The sequence below is a fragment of the Psychrosphaera sp. genome, assembly GCF_982872775.1.
Window position 1 is genome coordinate 57,357 of sequence record NZ_CEYNSH010000001.1, and the last position, 14,116, is coordinate 71,472.

Consider the following 14,116-nt stretch of genomic DNA (forward strand, 5'->3'; position numbering starts at 1 on the left):
TTTAAATTAATAAATGGCAATTAAATCGATTTTAGGCGATATTAAAAATCAAAATTGAAAATATAAACACTTAGAGTGATTATCAAATTGACAATGAATACAATAAAATACCTCACAAGTTGGTCTCTCATTCTATCAGCATTCTGGTTAGTTCTCTCTGGCTTTATTAAGCCCCTTTTATTGAGCTTTGGTGTTGCTTCAGTAGCATTGGTCGTATTTTTAATACATCGAATGAATGACAACGATTCGGAAGAACAAAAACTCGCGTTAAATTTATCCTTCATCAAATACATCGTTTGGTTAACGGGACAAATTGTTCTATCGAGTGTACAAGTGACCAAACTCGTTTGGGGTAAAAACGCAGAACTTTCACCGGCAACGGCAAAGCTTCCTATCGATAAAATTCCAAAAAGAAGTCGCGTTCTGTACGCCAATTCAATTACGTTGACGCCGGGTACATTGAGTATTGATCTTGATGACGAACACGTCACTGTTCACGCTTTACACGAAAGCTCAATTAAAGAACTTCGTCATGGAGAAATGACGGAACAAGTCTACTCCGAATCTAAAGGAGAAATATAATGCTCATATTAGCCGCGACGAGTATCGCAATGCTTTCTGTTATGGCATTGGCGCTTGCCAGAGCTTTACGCGCTGATACGGTTTACGACCGTATTCTTGGCGTCAATATGTTTGGCACCAAAACCGTTCTCTTTATTGCCGTGATGGGTTTCTTAAATGGTCGTCCTGACTTCCTCGATATCGCGATCGTCTATGCGTTGATTAACTTTATTGGGATGATTGCCGTTTTGCGATTTTTTGAATATACCGCTGACGCTGATTCAATTGATACAACAGCTAAAAACGAGGAGAACACACAATGATTTTAGAAGTTATTAGTGCGATCCTTCTGCTTTTAGGCGCATTCTTTAGTTTGACCGGGGCGCTTGGGCTATTTAAGTTTCCTGACTTTTTTACACGTGTCCACTCTGCGAGTGTGACCGATTCCATTGGCGCCATTTTAATTATTTCAGGCTTAATGTTGTTGACCGACTTTGGGCTGGTTTTTGCAAAACTTTTGCTGATTTTAATCTTTTTGTTGCTGACTGGCCCGACTGCATCACACGCATTGGCAAAATCGGCTAGACACGGCGGTTTGCTAACAATTTCAGAAGCTAAAGAAAAAAAACAAGAGAGTAAGGACTAATGGTTGAATTTATCGATTTAGTTTTACTGGCTATGCTGGCAATTGTCGCTTTGCGTGTAATTTATCTTAAAGACCTATTTGCGGTTGTTATGCTATTTGGTATTTACAGCTTTTTGTCCGCATTGATATTTGTCAATCTTGACGCGGTTGATGTTGCGTTTACAGAAGCAGCGGTGGGTGCGGGTATTTCGACGGTATTAATGCTTGGAACGTTGGCGTTGACTGGGCGCAAAGAAAAAAAGAGTGAACAAACAAAATTATTGCCCTTGTTTGTTGTGATCATTACCGGCGCCGCTCTTATTTATGGCACATTAGACATGCCTCCATTTGGCGATCCAAATAATCCAGCACAACAACACGTTGCTCCGCGTTATATTCAAGACTCACCTCAAGAAATCGGCTTGCCGAACATGGTCACTTCAGTGTTAGCGAGTTATCGAGGTTTTGATACATTGGGGGAAACAGCGGTAGTTTTTGCTGCAGCCATTGGTGTGTTTAGCCTGTTAGGTTTACCTAAGCCAGATAGAGCGGCTGTAGCATCAGGCTTGAAGTCTCACCTTGTTCTTAGGGTCGTGTCTAAGATGCTCATCCCGCTGATAATCTTATTTGCATTGTATGTTCAGTTTCATGGTGATTATGGACCCGGTGGAGGGTTCCAAGCAGGCGTCATAGCAGCGGCAGCCTTCATTCTCTATGCGCTAGTGTTTGGACTGAAGATGGCCACGATAGTAGTAAAACCAAATGTCCTTAAAGCACTAGCCGCTTTAGGTGTTCTAATTTACGCAGGAACGGGCGTTGCCAGCTTGTTTTTAGGCGGAAACTTCCTTGACTATAACGTACTGGCAAGCAACCCAGTGGCGGGACAACACATTGGTATTATTCTCATTGAGTTGGGTGTTGGTATAACCGTATTTGCAGCAATGCTCAGCATTTTTTATGCGTTTGCAGGACAAGCTGAAAGGAGAAATATTCAATGAGCATGATCGTCGATCATTATAACTATTGGATTGTTGTTTTCTTAATGATGGCAGGTTTTTACATCGTTATTTCGGCAAACAATCTGGTCAAAAAAATAGTAGGCCTCAACATATTCCAAACGTCTGTATTTATGATGTACATCTCTATCGGTAAAGTGACCGGTGGTAGTGCACCAATCGTGGCAGAGGGGATAGAAGTTTATTCAAATCCATTGCCACATGTTCTTATCTTAACCGCGATTGTAGTAGGGGTAGCAACCACTGCTGTAGGGTTGGCATTAATAGTAAGAATAAAAAGAGCCTACGGTACTGTAGAAGAAAATGAGTTTAAAGATAAGGACGATCTAATCTGATGTTTGAACAGCACTTTCCTGTCTTACCAATAATTCTGCCGCTAATGGCGGCCCCAATTTGTATATTGTTGGGGCGTAGTCAGTTAGCTTGGTTATTCGCGACGATTGTTAGCGCGTTAAGTTTCTTTGTTTCTGTCGACTTATTGATGACGACACTAGAACAAGGGTTTGTTAGTTACGCACTTGGCGGTTGGCAAGCTCCTTGGGGGATTGAGGTCCGTATCGATGTCGCAAGCGCGTTGGTACTGAATGTCGTAACAGCAATCTCGACCTTGGTTTTAGTCTATGCCAAAGAAAGCATAGAAAAAGAAGTGGATGAGAGCCAACACACGTTATTTTATACGGCACATCTCCTTTGTTTAGCGGGTTTATCAGGTATTTTAAGTACCGGTGATGCATTTAACCTGTTCGTATTTTTAGAGATTTCTTCTCTTGCTACCTACACCTTAGTGAGCTTAGCTAGAGACAAACGTTGCTTAACGGCTGCGTTCCGTTACTTAGTAATGGGTACAATTGGTGCGACGTTTATCCTAATTGGCGTCGGTATGATGTACATGAAAACCGGCACATTGAACATGCTTGACCTAGCCGCTCGAATTGCTGAATTTGACAGTAATAGAACGTTAAATACTGGCTTGGCATTCATTTTAATTGGCGTCAGCATCAAGTTGGCGTTATTCCCACTTCATATGTGGTTACCGCCTGCCTACACCCACGCACCTTCTGCTGTTAGTACGTTTTTGGCAAGTACTGCAACAAAAGTTGCTGTCTACGTGATGCTAAGGTTTATCTTTACGATCTATGGCGCAGAGTTTGTTTTCTACTCGATGAGCATGGACGTTATCCTGCTAGTGTTAGCGATAATTGCTATCTTCAAATGCTCATTTATGGCAACGGTTCAAAGTAACGTTAAAACTGTTCTGGCCTACAGTAGTGTGGCTCAAATCGGTTACATGATTCTTGGTATCAGCCTAGTGACGGCCGCTGGCGTTATGGCTGGTTTGTTACATATCTTCAATCACGCATTGATGAAAGGTGCCTTGTTCATGGCCGTTGGTGCGGTAATGTTCCGAAAAGGCTCTGTAGACATTAAGGCGTTTCATGGTCTTGGTAAACAAATGCCATGGACTATGGCCGCGTTTACTATCGCAGGTTTAAGTATCATTGGTGTGCCACTGACCGCTGGTTTTGTGAGTAAATGGTATTTAGTAACAGCAGCATTAGAACAACAACATTGGGTGATTGCGTTCTTAGTGTTGATTGGCTCACTGTTTGCGGTTGTTTATATCGGACGTATTTTGGAAGTGGCTTACTTCAAAGAGCCACATGAAAGCACTGGTTCTGAATCGGTAAAAGAGGCACCACTACTTATGTTAATTCCTATGTGGGTATTGGTTATCGCAAATGTTTATTTTGGTATTGATACCTCTGTGAGTGTCAACGCTGCAGAGGCAGCTGCACAGTGGCTGACAAACGCTACGGGGGCTGAGTCGTCGGCCGTTTCCTCAACTTTAATTGAGGAGGTGTCACGATGAACATTTGGTCTGCATTTGAGCCTGCTCAACTAATTAATATTTCTATTCTTTTGCCACTTGCTGGTGCGGTATTGGTCTTGCTATTGGGCAAATATCCAAACCTAAGAGAAACAGCATCAATTGCTACAGCAGTTGTTTTGTTTACTTTGGTCTTGGCGATCACTGACAATACATTCAATAACACAACGATGGAAACTACATGGGTGACGCTGTTGCCTGGGCTAGATATTTCCTTCTCTGTGGAACCGCTAGGAGTGTTGTTTGCGCTAGTGGCAAGTTTCCTTTGGATTATTACAACCATCTATGCAATTGGCTACATGCGTGGTCATAACGAAGACAATCAAACCCGATTTTTCTTCTGTTTTGCGCTATCAATCAGTACGGTTATGGCCATTTGTTTCTCTGGTAACCTGCTTACTTTATTCATATTTTATGAGCTACTTACGCTTTCCACTTACCCACTGGTAACGCATGCGGGTACTGATGAAGCTAAGCGTGGTGGGCGTGTTTACCTCGGTATATTACTAGGTACTTCTATCGCGTTCTTGCTATTCGCTATTCTTGGTACTTGGGTGACGGCAGGTACCTTGGACTTTAAAGCGGGCGGCATATTTGGTGACAGTGACGCAAACGGGTTAATCGCGTTATTGCTGGTATTGTTCTGTTACGGTATTGGTAAAGCGGCGTTGATGCCTTTCCATCGTTGGTTACCAGCAGCCATGGTTGCGCCAACACCAGTAAGTTCATTGCTTCACGCCGTAGCCGTTGTAAAAGCCGGTGTATTCAGCATTCTAAAAGTCATGATTTATATCTTTGGCATAGATAAGTTGAGTCAAGTCGCAACAACGGATTTAATGTTATATATCGCCTCAGCAACCGTCCTATTGAGTTCTTGTGTCGCAATGACTAAAGACAACCTAAAGGCTCGATTGGCTTATTCTACGGTTAGCCAATTGAGCTATATCGTTGTGGGTGCACTGCTCGCTTCATCTATCGCAGCGGCAGGTGCAAGCTTACATATTGTTACTCACGCAGTCGGTAAAATTACCTTATTCTTCTGTGCTGGTGCCATTATGGTTGCGGCACATAAAAAGAACATCAGTGAAATGGTTGGCCTTGGCCGCAAAATGCCACTGACGATGATTGCTTTCGCCATTGGCGCACTGAGCATCATTGGATTGCCTCCAATGGCCGGTACCTGGAGTAAGTGGTTCTTGGTTATGGGTGCGTTAGAAGCGGACAAAATGATCATTTTAACGGTCCTTACAATAAGTACGTTACTTAATGTTGCTTACTTGTTGCCGATTCCAATAAAGGCTTTCTTTAATACGGGCCAACAAAGCGATCAGCCGTGGTCATGGTCTGAAACAAAAGAAGCGCCATTGCCAAGTCTTATCGCGATTGGTGTGACGAGTACGCTTTGTGTTGTGTTGTTCTTCTATCCACAACCAATCATTGACCTAATTAATTTAATTCCTGACGTGTCTACCGCAATTAAAGGACAGTCTTAAATGAGTAAAGAACAAGAAAAACCTGACTTTTTCGATAAGCAGGAAAACATAGATAAGATAATTAAAGTGTTTTATGTCGTGTGTGCACTGTTAGTTTTGGCTGACTTTATTGTCCATCGTCACATTTATCACGAATGGGAGAATATCCCTGCGTTTTATGCAATTTATGGTTTTGTTGGATGTGTTGTCTTGGTTCTTATTGCCAAAGCAATGCGTAAAGTACTGATGAAAGAGGAAGACTACTATGATAAGTAGCTTGGCTGATTTGTTACCACTGCTACCACCGTTTGTACCTCTTTTAATTGGTTCACTAGCGGCTATTTTCCTACGCGGTCATTTACGTAGTGCGATTATGCTCATAGCACCGATTTGGGGTGCGTTACAGTTAGCTGGAATGGAGCATGGCATCTACTGGGCATTCGAGTTTATGGGTTACCAATTAGAGCCTGTGAGAGTTGATAAACTTAGCCTAATGTTTGGTTATCTGTTTCATTTAGCCGCACTGATCGCCGTTATTTATTCATTACACCTTAAAGATACGGTTCAACACGTTTCTGGCTTGAGCTACGCCGCCAGTGCCGTCGGTGCGGTGTTTGCGGGTGACTTGTTAACTCTATTTGTGTTCTGGGAATTCTTGGCGCTGACCTCGGTGTTCTTAATTTGGGCTCGCCGAACTGACAGAGCGTATGGCGCAGGTATGCGCTATTTGGCTATCAAAGTGCTTTCTGGCGTCTTGTTATTAGCCGGTGCAATCATCTTTATTAATGAAACGGGTAGTGCACGATTTGCTGACATAGGCCTTGGTCACGAAGGCATGTTAAATGTTGGTGCATGGCTTATCTTCTTAGCGTTTGGTATCAAGTGTGCGTTCCCATTTGTACATACTTGGTTAACTGATGCTTATCCAGAAGCAACGCCGACCGGAACCATTTTCTTGGCATCTTTCACAACTAAAGCGGCGGTTTACGCCCTTGCCAGAGGCTATCCTGGTACTGAATTATTGGTGTGGATTGGTGTTACGATGGCGTGTTTCCCTATTTTCTACGCAGTAATCGAAAACGACCTTCGTCGAGTCCTAGCTTACAGTATGATTAACCAGGTTGGTTTTATGGTTGTCGGTGTGGGTATCGGTACATCAATGGCGCTTAATGGCGCGGTTGCTCACGCATTCAATGACGTCATCTTTAAAGGTTTGTTAATGATGACGATGGGGGCCGTGTTACATATGACGGGCCGGATAAACGGTTCTGAGTTGGGCGGCTTGTATAAGAGCATGCCAAAAACCACCATACTCTGTATTGTTGGTGCAGCGTCTATCTCTGCGTTCCCTCTATTTAGTGGCTTTGTCTCAAAGTCTATGATCATGAGTGCCGCCGTTGCGGAAGGTTATGATTATGTTTGGTTGGCGTTATTGTTTGCTGCCGCTGGTGTTTTCCACCATGCCGGTATCAAGATTCCTTACTTTGCTTTCTTTGCACATGACTCTGGAATCCGTACGACCGAACCTCCGACGAATATGTTGATCGCGATGGGTATTGCGGCCGCACTTTGTATCATTATTGGTACTTTCCCTGCGCAAACGGTATATGCACTATTGCCATGGGAAGCGGACTATCAGCCATATGATGTGACTCACGTGTTAACGCAATTGCAGCTACTCTTCTTCTCTGCATTAGCGTTCGTTTGGTTGAACTTGAAGAATATGTACCCACCTGAGCTGCCTTCTACCAACCTAGATACAGACTGGTTGTTCAGAAAGTTAGCTCCTGGGTTTGTTGTTCCGGCTTACTATTATGTCCTTGAGACAATGGGCAAGTTGGAAGCAAAAGCTACTGGTGGCATCAAGAAGTTAATTAACAACTCTTACGATGAAACAAAAGAACAACCAAAAGGCTATTTTGCTCAGTTGTGGCCAACAGAGACGATGGTCTTCTGGGTTGCGTTGTTATTAGCGGGGATATTACTGCTCTATTATATCTAGAATTTAGAACTAGATTTGATATTTAGAGCGGTTGTCTAGATTGGATATTTTTCAGGTATATCTCAAAGGTATACCTGAAAGAGAAAACCAGAATTCGATATATAAAAAAAATCCTAAAGGCTTGCTTATACAAGCGTGCCCTTAGGATTTTTGTTTATTTCTTATGGTAATTTTGTCTAATTAACTGACATTAATTAAATGAAATGGCCGTTCCGGCTTGCTTGCTACCTGCATCATTTAGCAACTCATATAGCTCGATACCAGTACGATTGTCTATCCAAGTCCCATCTTTATATTCAAAGTGATGGCCATTAAATTTTGTTGCAACCCAGATTTGATGCAGTGGTGCTTGTTTATTGACTATAATTTTTGAGCCATTTGGAAAAATGATTTCTACGATGCCGCCCGCGGACTCGTAATCGAGATCAAATTCAATCTCGTCAACGGTGTCCTGTAACGATTCTAATAGTTCATCGGCGAGTTGATGGTATTGGCTGTCATTCATCGGGTTTTCCTACTTGCAATTGCTGTTTGTCATGCGATTATAGGCGGCAAATTCATTAGATACATTAAAAACATGACTCAACGAACCACATCGCTTGTAAATCGTGCTTTGCCACGCAGTCTATTTGTCGCCATTACGCTAATTTTAAGTGCTTGTGGTCAAAAAGGGCCGTTGTATCTACCAGAAGATAAACCAAAGGCAGAAAAGCCGAAGGATAACGGCTCAGAAGAAGCCGACTCACAAGCGTCTCAAGTTCGCGCTGATCAGACATTGACGTCTAAAGACTAAAATCACAACGTTTATTAACCAACTAACTTGGTCTTAATTATCTAAAATCAAGGTGTTGATCCCATATTTACCGAAGAGAACCATCACGTGGACTTTTTTAACTACTCTCAAAAACAATTATTTGCAGAAGATATTAATTGCGAAGAAATCGCCGAAAAATTTGGTACGCCTTGTTTTGTGTATTCTAAGGCAACAATTGAGCGCCACTTCTTAGCCTTTACAAATGCGATGAAGTCTCACCCTCATTTGATTTGTTATGCCGTGAAAGCGAACTCGAATATCGCCGTGTTGAATGTCCTTGCCCAAATGGGCTCGGGCTTTGACATAGTATCTGGCGGAGAGTTATCTCGTGTTATCAAAGCTGGCGGTGATGCTAGCAAAGTCGTTTTCTCTGGTGTCGGTAAAACCGTTGAAGAAATCCAGTTAGGTTTGGAGTTGGGCATTAAGTGTTTTAACGTCGAATCGGAAGCTGAACTGCATAGAATTGCAGAAGTAGCAAAAGCCATGAACAAGGTCGCGCCTATTTCAATTCGCGTTAACCCTAACGTTGACGCGGGCACACACCCTTATATTTCTACTGGATTAAAAGAAAATAAATTTGGTATCGAATTAGAGCAAGCCCTTCCTCTATTTGAGTGGGCGCAAGCGCAAGACTCTCTGAGTGTGCAAGGTGTCGACTGCCATATTGGTTCGCAGCTAACTGAAATTTCACCATTCTTAGACGCGTTAGATGCGCTTATTGCATTAATCGACCGTTTAGCAGACTTTGGTATTGAGTTGTCTCACTTGGACTTGGGCGGTGGTTTAGGTGTTCCGTACAACGGTGAAGAGCCACCTCATCCAAGCGAATACGCAGCGGCACTGATGGAGAAGCTAGAACGTTTCCCACATCTAACTATTATTTTTGAGCCAGGCCGAGCGATTATGGCAAACGCCGGCATCATGCTGACTCGTGTTGAATACCTAAAACAAAACGCCGACAAAAACTTCTGTATTGTCGATGCCGCTATGAATGACCTCATTCGACCTGCCTTATACTCAGCATGGCAACGCATTGAGCCTGTGGTACAAACAGACAAACCAAGCAATGTGTACGATGTTGTGGGGCCAATTTGTGAAACCGGTGACTTTATCGGTAAAGATCGCGAACTTAATGTTGAGGCCGGAGACTTACTGGCGGTGCGAAGTGCAGGCGCATACGGTTTTACGATGAGTAGTAATTACAATTCTCGCCCACGTGCAGCTGAAATCATGATCGACAAAGACAAAATGCACTTAATTCGCAAACGCGAAACGATTGAATCTTTGTGGGAAAATGAGTCGTTAATTGATTAAAGGAGGTTTATCCACCGTCAATTAATGATATAACTATGATTAAGAACAGAGTTAGGAATTGAGCAGTTAAATGTTGTTAAATTTTACCAAAATGCATGGTCTAGGGAATGACTTCATGGTGGTCGATGGGGTCACTCAAAATGTATTTTTGTCCAAAGAGCAAATTAAAAAACTAGCGGATCGCAATTTTGGTATTGGCTTTGATCAACTACTTATGGTCGAGCCACCGTACGATCCTGAATTGGACTTTCATTACCGAATCTTCAATTCAGACGGCTCAGAAGTCCAGCAGTGTGGTAATGGCGCTCGTTGTTTTGCACGGTTTGTCTTTTTAAAGGGACTGACTAACAAAACGGCTATCAAAGTAAGTACTAAGTCTGGCAATATGGTCTTGTATCTTGAAGGTGAGGACCAGGTCACTGTGAATATGGGCCGCCCTATATTCGAACCTAAAAAAATCCCGTTTGTTGCCAATCAGCAAGAAAAAACCTACCTACTAAAGACAAAAGAAAAAACGGTCATGGCAGGCGTTGTCTCTATGGGTAACCCGCATGCGGTAGTGGTTGTTGACGATTTGGATGCAACAGATGTTCTTGGTTTGGGTGCCGAGCTAGAAAAGCATGAACGATTTCCAGAGCAAGCTAATATTGGCTTTATGCAGGTTATAAATCGCGAGCACGTAAAGTTGCGCGTGTATGAGCGAGGCGCTGGAGAAACTCTAGCCTGTGGAAGCGGCGCATGTGCTGCTGTAGTTATTGGTCGAATTCAAGATTTACTTGGAAGCAAAGTTCAAGTAGATTTACCTGGTGGTAGCTTGCATATTCGTTGGCATGACGAATCTTCACCCGTTAAGATGACGGGCCCAGCAGAATATGTGTTTGATGGACAAATACACTTATGAGCAAAATGGTCACAACCAATAACGAAGACCTCCAAGGCTTAGATCCTAAGCTAGTGAAAGAGTACTTAGAGCAAAATCCGGATTTTTTTGCGCAGTACCCTGAAATGGTCACCCAAATTCAAATACCTCACATTTCTCGTGGGGCGATTTCGTTGTTGGAAAAACGCCAAGAAATGCAACGTGCCAAAATCACTGAAATGGAAGAGCAACTATCCATTTTGATTGATAATGCTCGGGTCAATGAAGTGATCTTTAAAGCCATCAGCGAAATCTATATTTCGTTGGTAGGTTGTCAAAGTATTGCTGAACTTGAACAAATCGTCAGTGAAATTTGCCAACAACACCTTTATCTCGTTCAGTTCAGATTGTTGCAGCCGCAAGACGAGGCATATCTTCACCTTCAAGCCAAACTCGATGGCAAAGGAACGTATTTAGGCAGACTTTCAGTCGAGCTCATGGACGTGGTTTTTGATGAAGAAGTAAAGTCTGTCGCGTTAATAGAAGTCGTTCATGAAGACGACGAAAGTGAAGAAATTTTTGGTATTGCAGCCTTTGGTGCAAAAGCCGCCGATCACTTCCAACCGCAAATGGACACTTTTTTCATTAAAGAATTAGCGCGCTTGTTAAGTAAACACTTCGTTCATTTAGTAAAGTAAATTGAAAGTGTTCCAACTCGGAACACAACACAACGGAACACAATGGCGGACAGCATCGTGTCTTTTCTTCCTACTGATGTCGAATCACAATTATCTTCTTCCCTCGCAGAGCCGTTAGAGCGCTATCTATCGTTTTTGAAATACGAACGCGCTTATTCTACCCATACCGTTTCGACTTATCTTAATCCACTGGTTTCGCTTTCATTACATTTGCAGCGAAGTGGAATAACTAGCTGGTCAGACGTTCAGGAATTACATTTATCGTCGTGGCTAATAGAGTTTAAAAGAGCAGGCTTAAAAGCGAGTACAATTCAAAATAAGGTTTCTGCGTGTAAAGGGCTTTTTCGGTTTTTACTGCAGCGCAATGTCGTAAGTATCGATCCGTCAGAGCTAATTAGCGCGCCTAAAAGTAGTCGAGCATTACCCAAAAATATGTCCGTAGATGAGCTTGATGGTTTACTCTCCTTTAATCCAGAGTCAACGATAGAGTATCGGGACAAGGCAATACTAGAGCTGTTCTATAGCAGCGGTTTGCGATTGTCAGAGCTAGCCCAACTAAACACAGATAGTTTGTCATTTGACAGCGCCGAAGTAAGAGTACTAGGTAAGGGTAATCGCACTCGCGTCGTCCCGGTTGGAAAACAAGCCATTAAGGCTATTAAAGCGTGGTTACAACGCCGTAGTGAGTATGACCAAAGCCAGGGACAAAACTCCGCATTGTTTTTAAGTAAACTGGGTAATCGCCTATCAACGCGGCAAATTGAGCAGAGGCTCAAGCACTGGGCTTTAAAACAAGGAATGAATGGTAACTTGCACCCACATAAACTTCGTCACTCCTTTGCTTCTCACATGCTTGAATCGAGTAGTGACTTGCGGGCGGTTCAAGAGTTACTTGGCCACCAAAATTTGTCTACCACTCAGATCTACACACATCTTGATTATCAGCATCTCGCGTCGGTATACGACACCGCTCATCCCAGAGCCAAAAAAAAATCTGACTAACGCCTCGGCAAATTGCATCTATAATAGAAACGTACTAATAGCAACGTACAGTAAAAAATGGCATACTCATCTCGCCCAAATTAGGTTGTAACGGAGTACACTAAATGGAGTTTTCAGAACTCAAATCACCCAAACCAATAGAAGATCTCAATGTCTTAATTATCGACGACAATCTCCTTGTCCATGACATTGTTAAACAGACACTATATGAAATTGGTTTACGAAATGTTAAGTGTGCAGAAAATGCGTTTTATGGTCTTCGCTTGTGCGCCGAAACTCAGTTTGATGTTGTTTTATGCGCATTTAATGTCAAAAGCGACAAAGACGGTTTTCATATTTTGGAAGAAATGAAATTTAAGGGCTATGTTTCAAAAAGTACCATTCTTATCTTCTTAAGCTCTGAAACTGACGAGACGTTAGTGAACAGCATTTCAGAGCTTCAACCAGACGACTTCTGGGTCAAACCTCTCAATGTAAAACAAATTCGCGACCGCTTTACCTATGTTTTAAGTGTGAAACAGAAGCTGTTTAACGTTTATCAGTGCATCGACAATCGAGACTTTGGTAAAGCCATTTATTACATAGACAGGCACGTTTCCAACCCTGAGTTAAAGAAGTACCACCCACACCTTTTGCGCATGAAAGGCGAGTGCCTGCTGGCGTTAATGGAGTTCTCAGACGCTGAAGAATATTATCGTGAATTACTTCAAACGCAGAAAAAGTCTTGGATTTACCTTGGCTTTGTTCACGCTTTACTTAAGCAGAACAAAATCTTAGAAATTGAACAGCTCCTAGAGACGATGACACATAAGGTTGAGACACGATTCGCCACCTTTGATTTGTTGGCTCAATATCACGTCGAAAATGAAGATTTTGTTCAAGCCTACGAAGAAATTAAAAAAGCCGCAGAGTTATCACCACGTAATATCGCTCGTAACAAAAAAGTCTGGGATTTGGCGCGCCTAAACCACGATCAGCGCGAGCAATACTTAGCAACAGTGAATATGGCCAAATTTGCCAAAAAGTCGATACACGACTCACCTGAATTAATGTTCAATGTTATTCGCTCGGGATTAGACCTAGCGCAAAGTGTTGATGCAATGGAATCTCACGAGCTACTCAACCGTATCGAAAAGTACATCACTGAGCTAGAAAATGATTATGAAGACATTGGTCATTTTAAAGAGCAGCTAGTGGTGGTTAGGGCCCGACTGCTCAATGCCAAAGATGAGCCAGCCTTGGCGACAAGACTTGTGGATAATCAAGTGTCCCTCAAACCAAACACCTCGGTTGAAGACAACCTAGATAAAGTTAAGGTGTATCACGAGTTAGGTAAGCGAGAGGAAGCGCAAACGCTTCTGACAGCCGTTAAACAACAGATTGCCTGTGATTCTCTGGCTGGCGCAGTAACGGCCAAATACGTGGAACAGGAAGCGCGAGAAAAAGCCGAAATTCATTTCACCCCAAAGCAGCTCAACAGTATGGCCGTTGAGTTCTTTAAAAAGAAAAAGATGGCACCTGCACTTAAATCGTTAGAGCAAGCCTTACAGCTAACACCTAAAAACGTAAAAGTGGCGCTCAGCTTGTTAAAAGTCTTGGTTGCTATTCATCGAGCAGAAGGGTTGGACTTAGATCAAAAAGAGTTAGCGTTTAAAACACTATCAGCGTTAGATCAAGCAACGCTTGATGAGAAGCAGGAGCTTCACTTTAAAGAGATCAGTACAGAGCTCATGGGCGTTATAGACCCTGGTGAGTTTGAAGCGGTGGAGGTTCAGGCTCAAGCTGAATAAATTAAAAAAGCCACGAATTTTCGTGGCTTTGTTTTATCTTCATTGGCTACAATTTTTGACCTGACCTGACCTGAC

The 14,116-nt window shown here is 42.7% G+C and carries 16 protein-coding genes; 15 read left to right on the plus strand and 1 reads right to left on the minus strand.

Annotation, left to right across the window (positions count from 1 at the left end; translation table 11 throughout):
* Positions 1 to 93: 93 nt before the first annotated feature.
* Genes AC4E96_RS00245 through AC4E96_RS00285 form a run of 9 tightly spaced genes read left to right on the plus strand, consistent with a single transcriptional unit; the run spans position 94 to position 7,564 of the window.
* Positions 94 to 582, plus strand: coding sequence for a Na+/H+ antiporter subunit E (locus AC4E96_RS00245; protein WP_488032054.1), 489 nt, complete (start codon positions 94 to 96; stop codon positions 580 to 582).
* Positions 582 to 884 (plus strand): MrpF/PhaF family protein, encoded by a 303-nt coding sequence (locus AC4E96_RS00250; protein ID WP_490254548.1) that lies wholly within the window; start codon positions 582 to 584, stop codon positions 882 to 884. The genes AC4E96_RS00245 and AC4E96_RS00250 overlap by 1 nt, the downstream gene beginning before the upstream one ends.
* Positions 881 to 1,207, plus strand: coding sequence for a monovalent cation/H(+) antiporter subunit G (mnhG, locus tag AC4E96_RS00255; protein ID WP_488032052.1), 327 nt, complete (start codon positions 881 to 883; stop codon positions 1,205 to 1,207). The genes AC4E96_RS00250 and mnhG overlap by 4 nt, the downstream gene beginning before the upstream one ends.
* The gene (locus AC4E96_RS00260; protein WP_488032051.1) at positions 1,207 to 2,184 is read left to right on the plus strand and encodes a DUF4040 domain-containing protein; all 978 of its coding nucleotides are present in this window, start codon (positions 1,207 to 1,209) and stop codon (positions 2,182 to 2,184) included. Before mnhG ends, AC4E96_RS00260 begins: the two co-directional genes overlap by 1 nt.
* Positions 2,185 to 2,186: 2 nt before the next feature.
* Positions 2,187 to 2,537 (plus strand): cation:proton antiporter subunit C, encoded by a 351-nt coding sequence (locus AC4E96_RS00265; protein ID WP_488032104.1) that lies wholly within the window; start codon positions 2,187 to 2,189, stop codon positions 2,535 to 2,537.
* On the plus strand, positions 2,537 to 4,072 hold the full coding sequence (locus AC4E96_RS00270; protein ID WP_490254549.1) for a monovalent cation/H+ antiporter subunit D family protein: 1,536 nt from the start codon (positions 2,537 to 2,539) through the stop codon (positions 4,070 to 4,072). Before AC4E96_RS00265 ends, AC4E96_RS00270 begins: the two co-directional genes overlap by 1 nt.
* Positions 4,069 to 5,583 carry a proton-conducting transporter transmembrane domain-containing protein gene (locus tag AC4E96_RS00275; protein ID WP_488032049.1) on the plus strand — a complete coding sequence of 505 codons (1,515 nt, stop codon included), beginning with the start codon at positions 4,069 to 4,071 and terminating at the stop codon, positions 5,581 to 5,583. Before AC4E96_RS00270 ends, AC4E96_RS00275 begins: the two co-directional genes overlap by 4 nt.
* Positions 5,584 to 5,838 carry a hypothetical protein gene (locus AC4E96_RS00280; RefSeq protein WP_488032048.1) on the plus strand — a complete coding sequence of 85 codons (255 nt, stop codon included), beginning with the start codon at positions 5,584 to 5,586 and terminating at the stop codon, positions 5,836 to 5,838. It begins immediately after the preceding gene.
* Complete coding sequence (locus tag AC4E96_RS00285; RefSeq protein ID WP_490254550.1) at positions 5,828 to 7,564, plus strand: Na(+)/H(+) antiporter subunit D; 1,737 nt, start codon at positions 5,828 to 5,830, stop codon at positions 7,562 to 7,564. The genes AC4E96_RS00280 and AC4E96_RS00285 overlap by 11 nt, the downstream gene beginning before the upstream one ends.
* Positions 7,565 to 7,754: 190 nt before the next feature.
* Here AC4E96_RS00285 and cyaY read toward each other — a convergent pair whose 3' ends face one another.
* On the minus strand, positions 7,755 to 8,069 hold the full coding sequence (cyaY, locus tag AC4E96_RS00290; RefSeq protein ID WP_488032046.1) for an iron donor protein CyaY: 315 nt from the start codon (positions 8,067 to 8,069) through the stop codon (positions 7,755 to 7,757).
* Between the two features lie 72 nt (positions 8,070 to 8,141).
* On the opposite strand from cyaY, the gene lptM reads away from it, so the two are divergent.
* The 6 genes from lptM (at position 8,142) to AC4E96_RS00320 (ending at position 14,041) form a co-directional block, all read left to right on the plus strand.
* A complete protein-coding gene (gene lptM / locus AC4E96_RS00295; protein WP_488032045.1) occupies positions 8,142 to 8,357 on the plus strand; it encodes an LPS translocon maturation chaperone LptM in 216 nt (71 codons plus the stop codon).
* 87 nt (positions 8,358 to 8,444) lie between these two features.
* Positions 8,445 to 9,692, plus strand: a complete 1,248-nt coding sequence (gene lysA, locus AC4E96_RS00300; protein WP_490254551.1) for a diaminopimelate decarboxylase — start codon at positions 8,445 to 8,447, stop codon at positions 9,690 to 9,692.
* Positions 9,693 to 9,762: 70 nt separating this feature from the next.
* Positions 9,763 to 10,593, plus strand: coding sequence for a diaminopimelate epimerase (dapF, locus tag AC4E96_RS00305; protein ID WP_488032043.1), 831 nt, complete (start codon positions 9,763 to 9,765; stop codon positions 10,591 to 10,593).
* On the plus strand, positions 10,590 to 11,249 hold the full coding sequence (locus tag AC4E96_RS00310; protein WP_490254552.1) for a DUF484 family protein: 660 nt from the start codon (positions 10,590 to 10,592) through the stop codon (positions 11,247 to 11,249). Before dapF ends, AC4E96_RS00310 begins: the two co-directional genes overlap by 4 nt.
* 42 nt (positions 11,250 to 11,291) lie before the next feature.
* The gene (gene xerC / locus AC4E96_RS00315) at positions 11,292 to 12,251 is read left to right on the plus strand and encodes a tyrosine recombinase XerC (protein ID WP_490254553.1); all 960 of its coding nucleotides are present in this window, start codon (positions 11,292 to 11,294) and stop codon (positions 12,249 to 12,251) included.
* A 104-nt stretch (positions 12,252 to 12,355) separates the two neighbouring features.
* Positions 12,356 to 14,041, plus strand: coding sequence for a response regulator (locus AC4E96_RS00320; RefSeq protein WP_490254554.1), 1,686 nt, complete (start codon positions 12,356 to 12,358; stop codon positions 14,039 to 14,041).
* The last annotated feature ends 75 nt before the right edge of the window (positions 14,042 to 14,116 follow it).

What these genes read in the sequence shown, in the direction of transcription:
- AC4E96_RS00245 (WP_488032054.1), top strand. Translation starts at nt 94, where the DNA reads ATGAATACAATAAAATACCTCACAAGTTGGTCTCTCATTCTATCAGCA.
- AC4E96_RS00250 (WP_490254548.1), top strand. Translation starts at nt 582, where the DNA reads ATGCTCATATTAGCCGCGACGAGTATCGCAATGCTTTCTGTTATGGCA.
- mnhG (WP_488032052.1), top strand. Translation starts at nt 881, where the DNA reads ATGATTTTAGAAGTTATTAGTGCGATCCTTCTGCTTTTAGGCGCATTC.
- AC4E96_RS00260 (WP_488032051.1), top strand. Translation starts at nt 1,207, where the DNA reads ATGGTTGAATTTATCGATTTAGTTTTACTGGCTATGCTGGCAATTGTC.
- AC4E96_RS00265 (WP_488032104.1), top strand. Translation starts at nt 2,187, where the DNA reads ATGATCGTCGATCATTATAACTATTGGATTGTTGTTTTCTTAATGATG.
- AC4E96_RS00270 (WP_490254549.1), top strand. Translation starts at nt 2,537, where the DNA reads ATGTTTGAACAGCACTTTCCTGTCTTACCAATAATTCTGCCGCTAATG.
- AC4E96_RS00275 (WP_488032049.1), top strand. Translation starts at nt 4,069, where the DNA reads ATGAACATTTGGTCTGCATTTGAGCCTGCTCAACTAATTAATATTTCT.
- AC4E96_RS00280 (WP_488032048.1), top strand. Translation starts at nt 5,584, where the DNA reads ATGAGTAAAGAACAAGAAAAACCTGACTTTTTCGATAAGCAGGAAAAC.
- AC4E96_RS00285 (WP_490254550.1), top strand. Translation starts at nt 5,828, where the DNA reads ATGATAAGTAGCTTGGCTGATTTGTTACCACTGCTACCACCGTTTGTA.
- cyaY (WP_488032046.1), bottom strand. Translation starts at nt 8,069, where the DNA reads ATGAATGACAGCCAATACCATCAACTCGCCGATGAACTATTAGAATCG.
- lptM (WP_488032045.1), top strand. Translation starts at nt 8,142, where the DNA reads ATGACTCAACGAACCACATCGCTTGTAAATCGTGCTTTGCCACGCAGT.
- dapF (WP_488032043.1), top strand. Translation starts at nt 9,763, where the DNA reads ATGTTGTTAAATTTTACCAAAATGCATGGTCTAGGGAATGACTTCATG.
- AC4E96_RS00310 (WP_490254552.1), top strand. Translation starts at nt 10,590, where the DNA reads ATGAGCAAAATGGTCACAACCAATAACGAAGACCTCCAAGGCTTAGAT.
- xerC (WP_490254553.1), top strand. Translation starts at nt 11,292, where the DNA reads ATGGCGGACAGCATCGTGTCTTTTCTTCCTACTGATGTCGAATCACAA.
- AC4E96_RS00320 (WP_490254554.1), top strand. Translation starts at nt 12,356, where the DNA reads ATGGAGTTTTCAGAACTCAAATCACCCAAACCAATAGAAGATCTCAAT.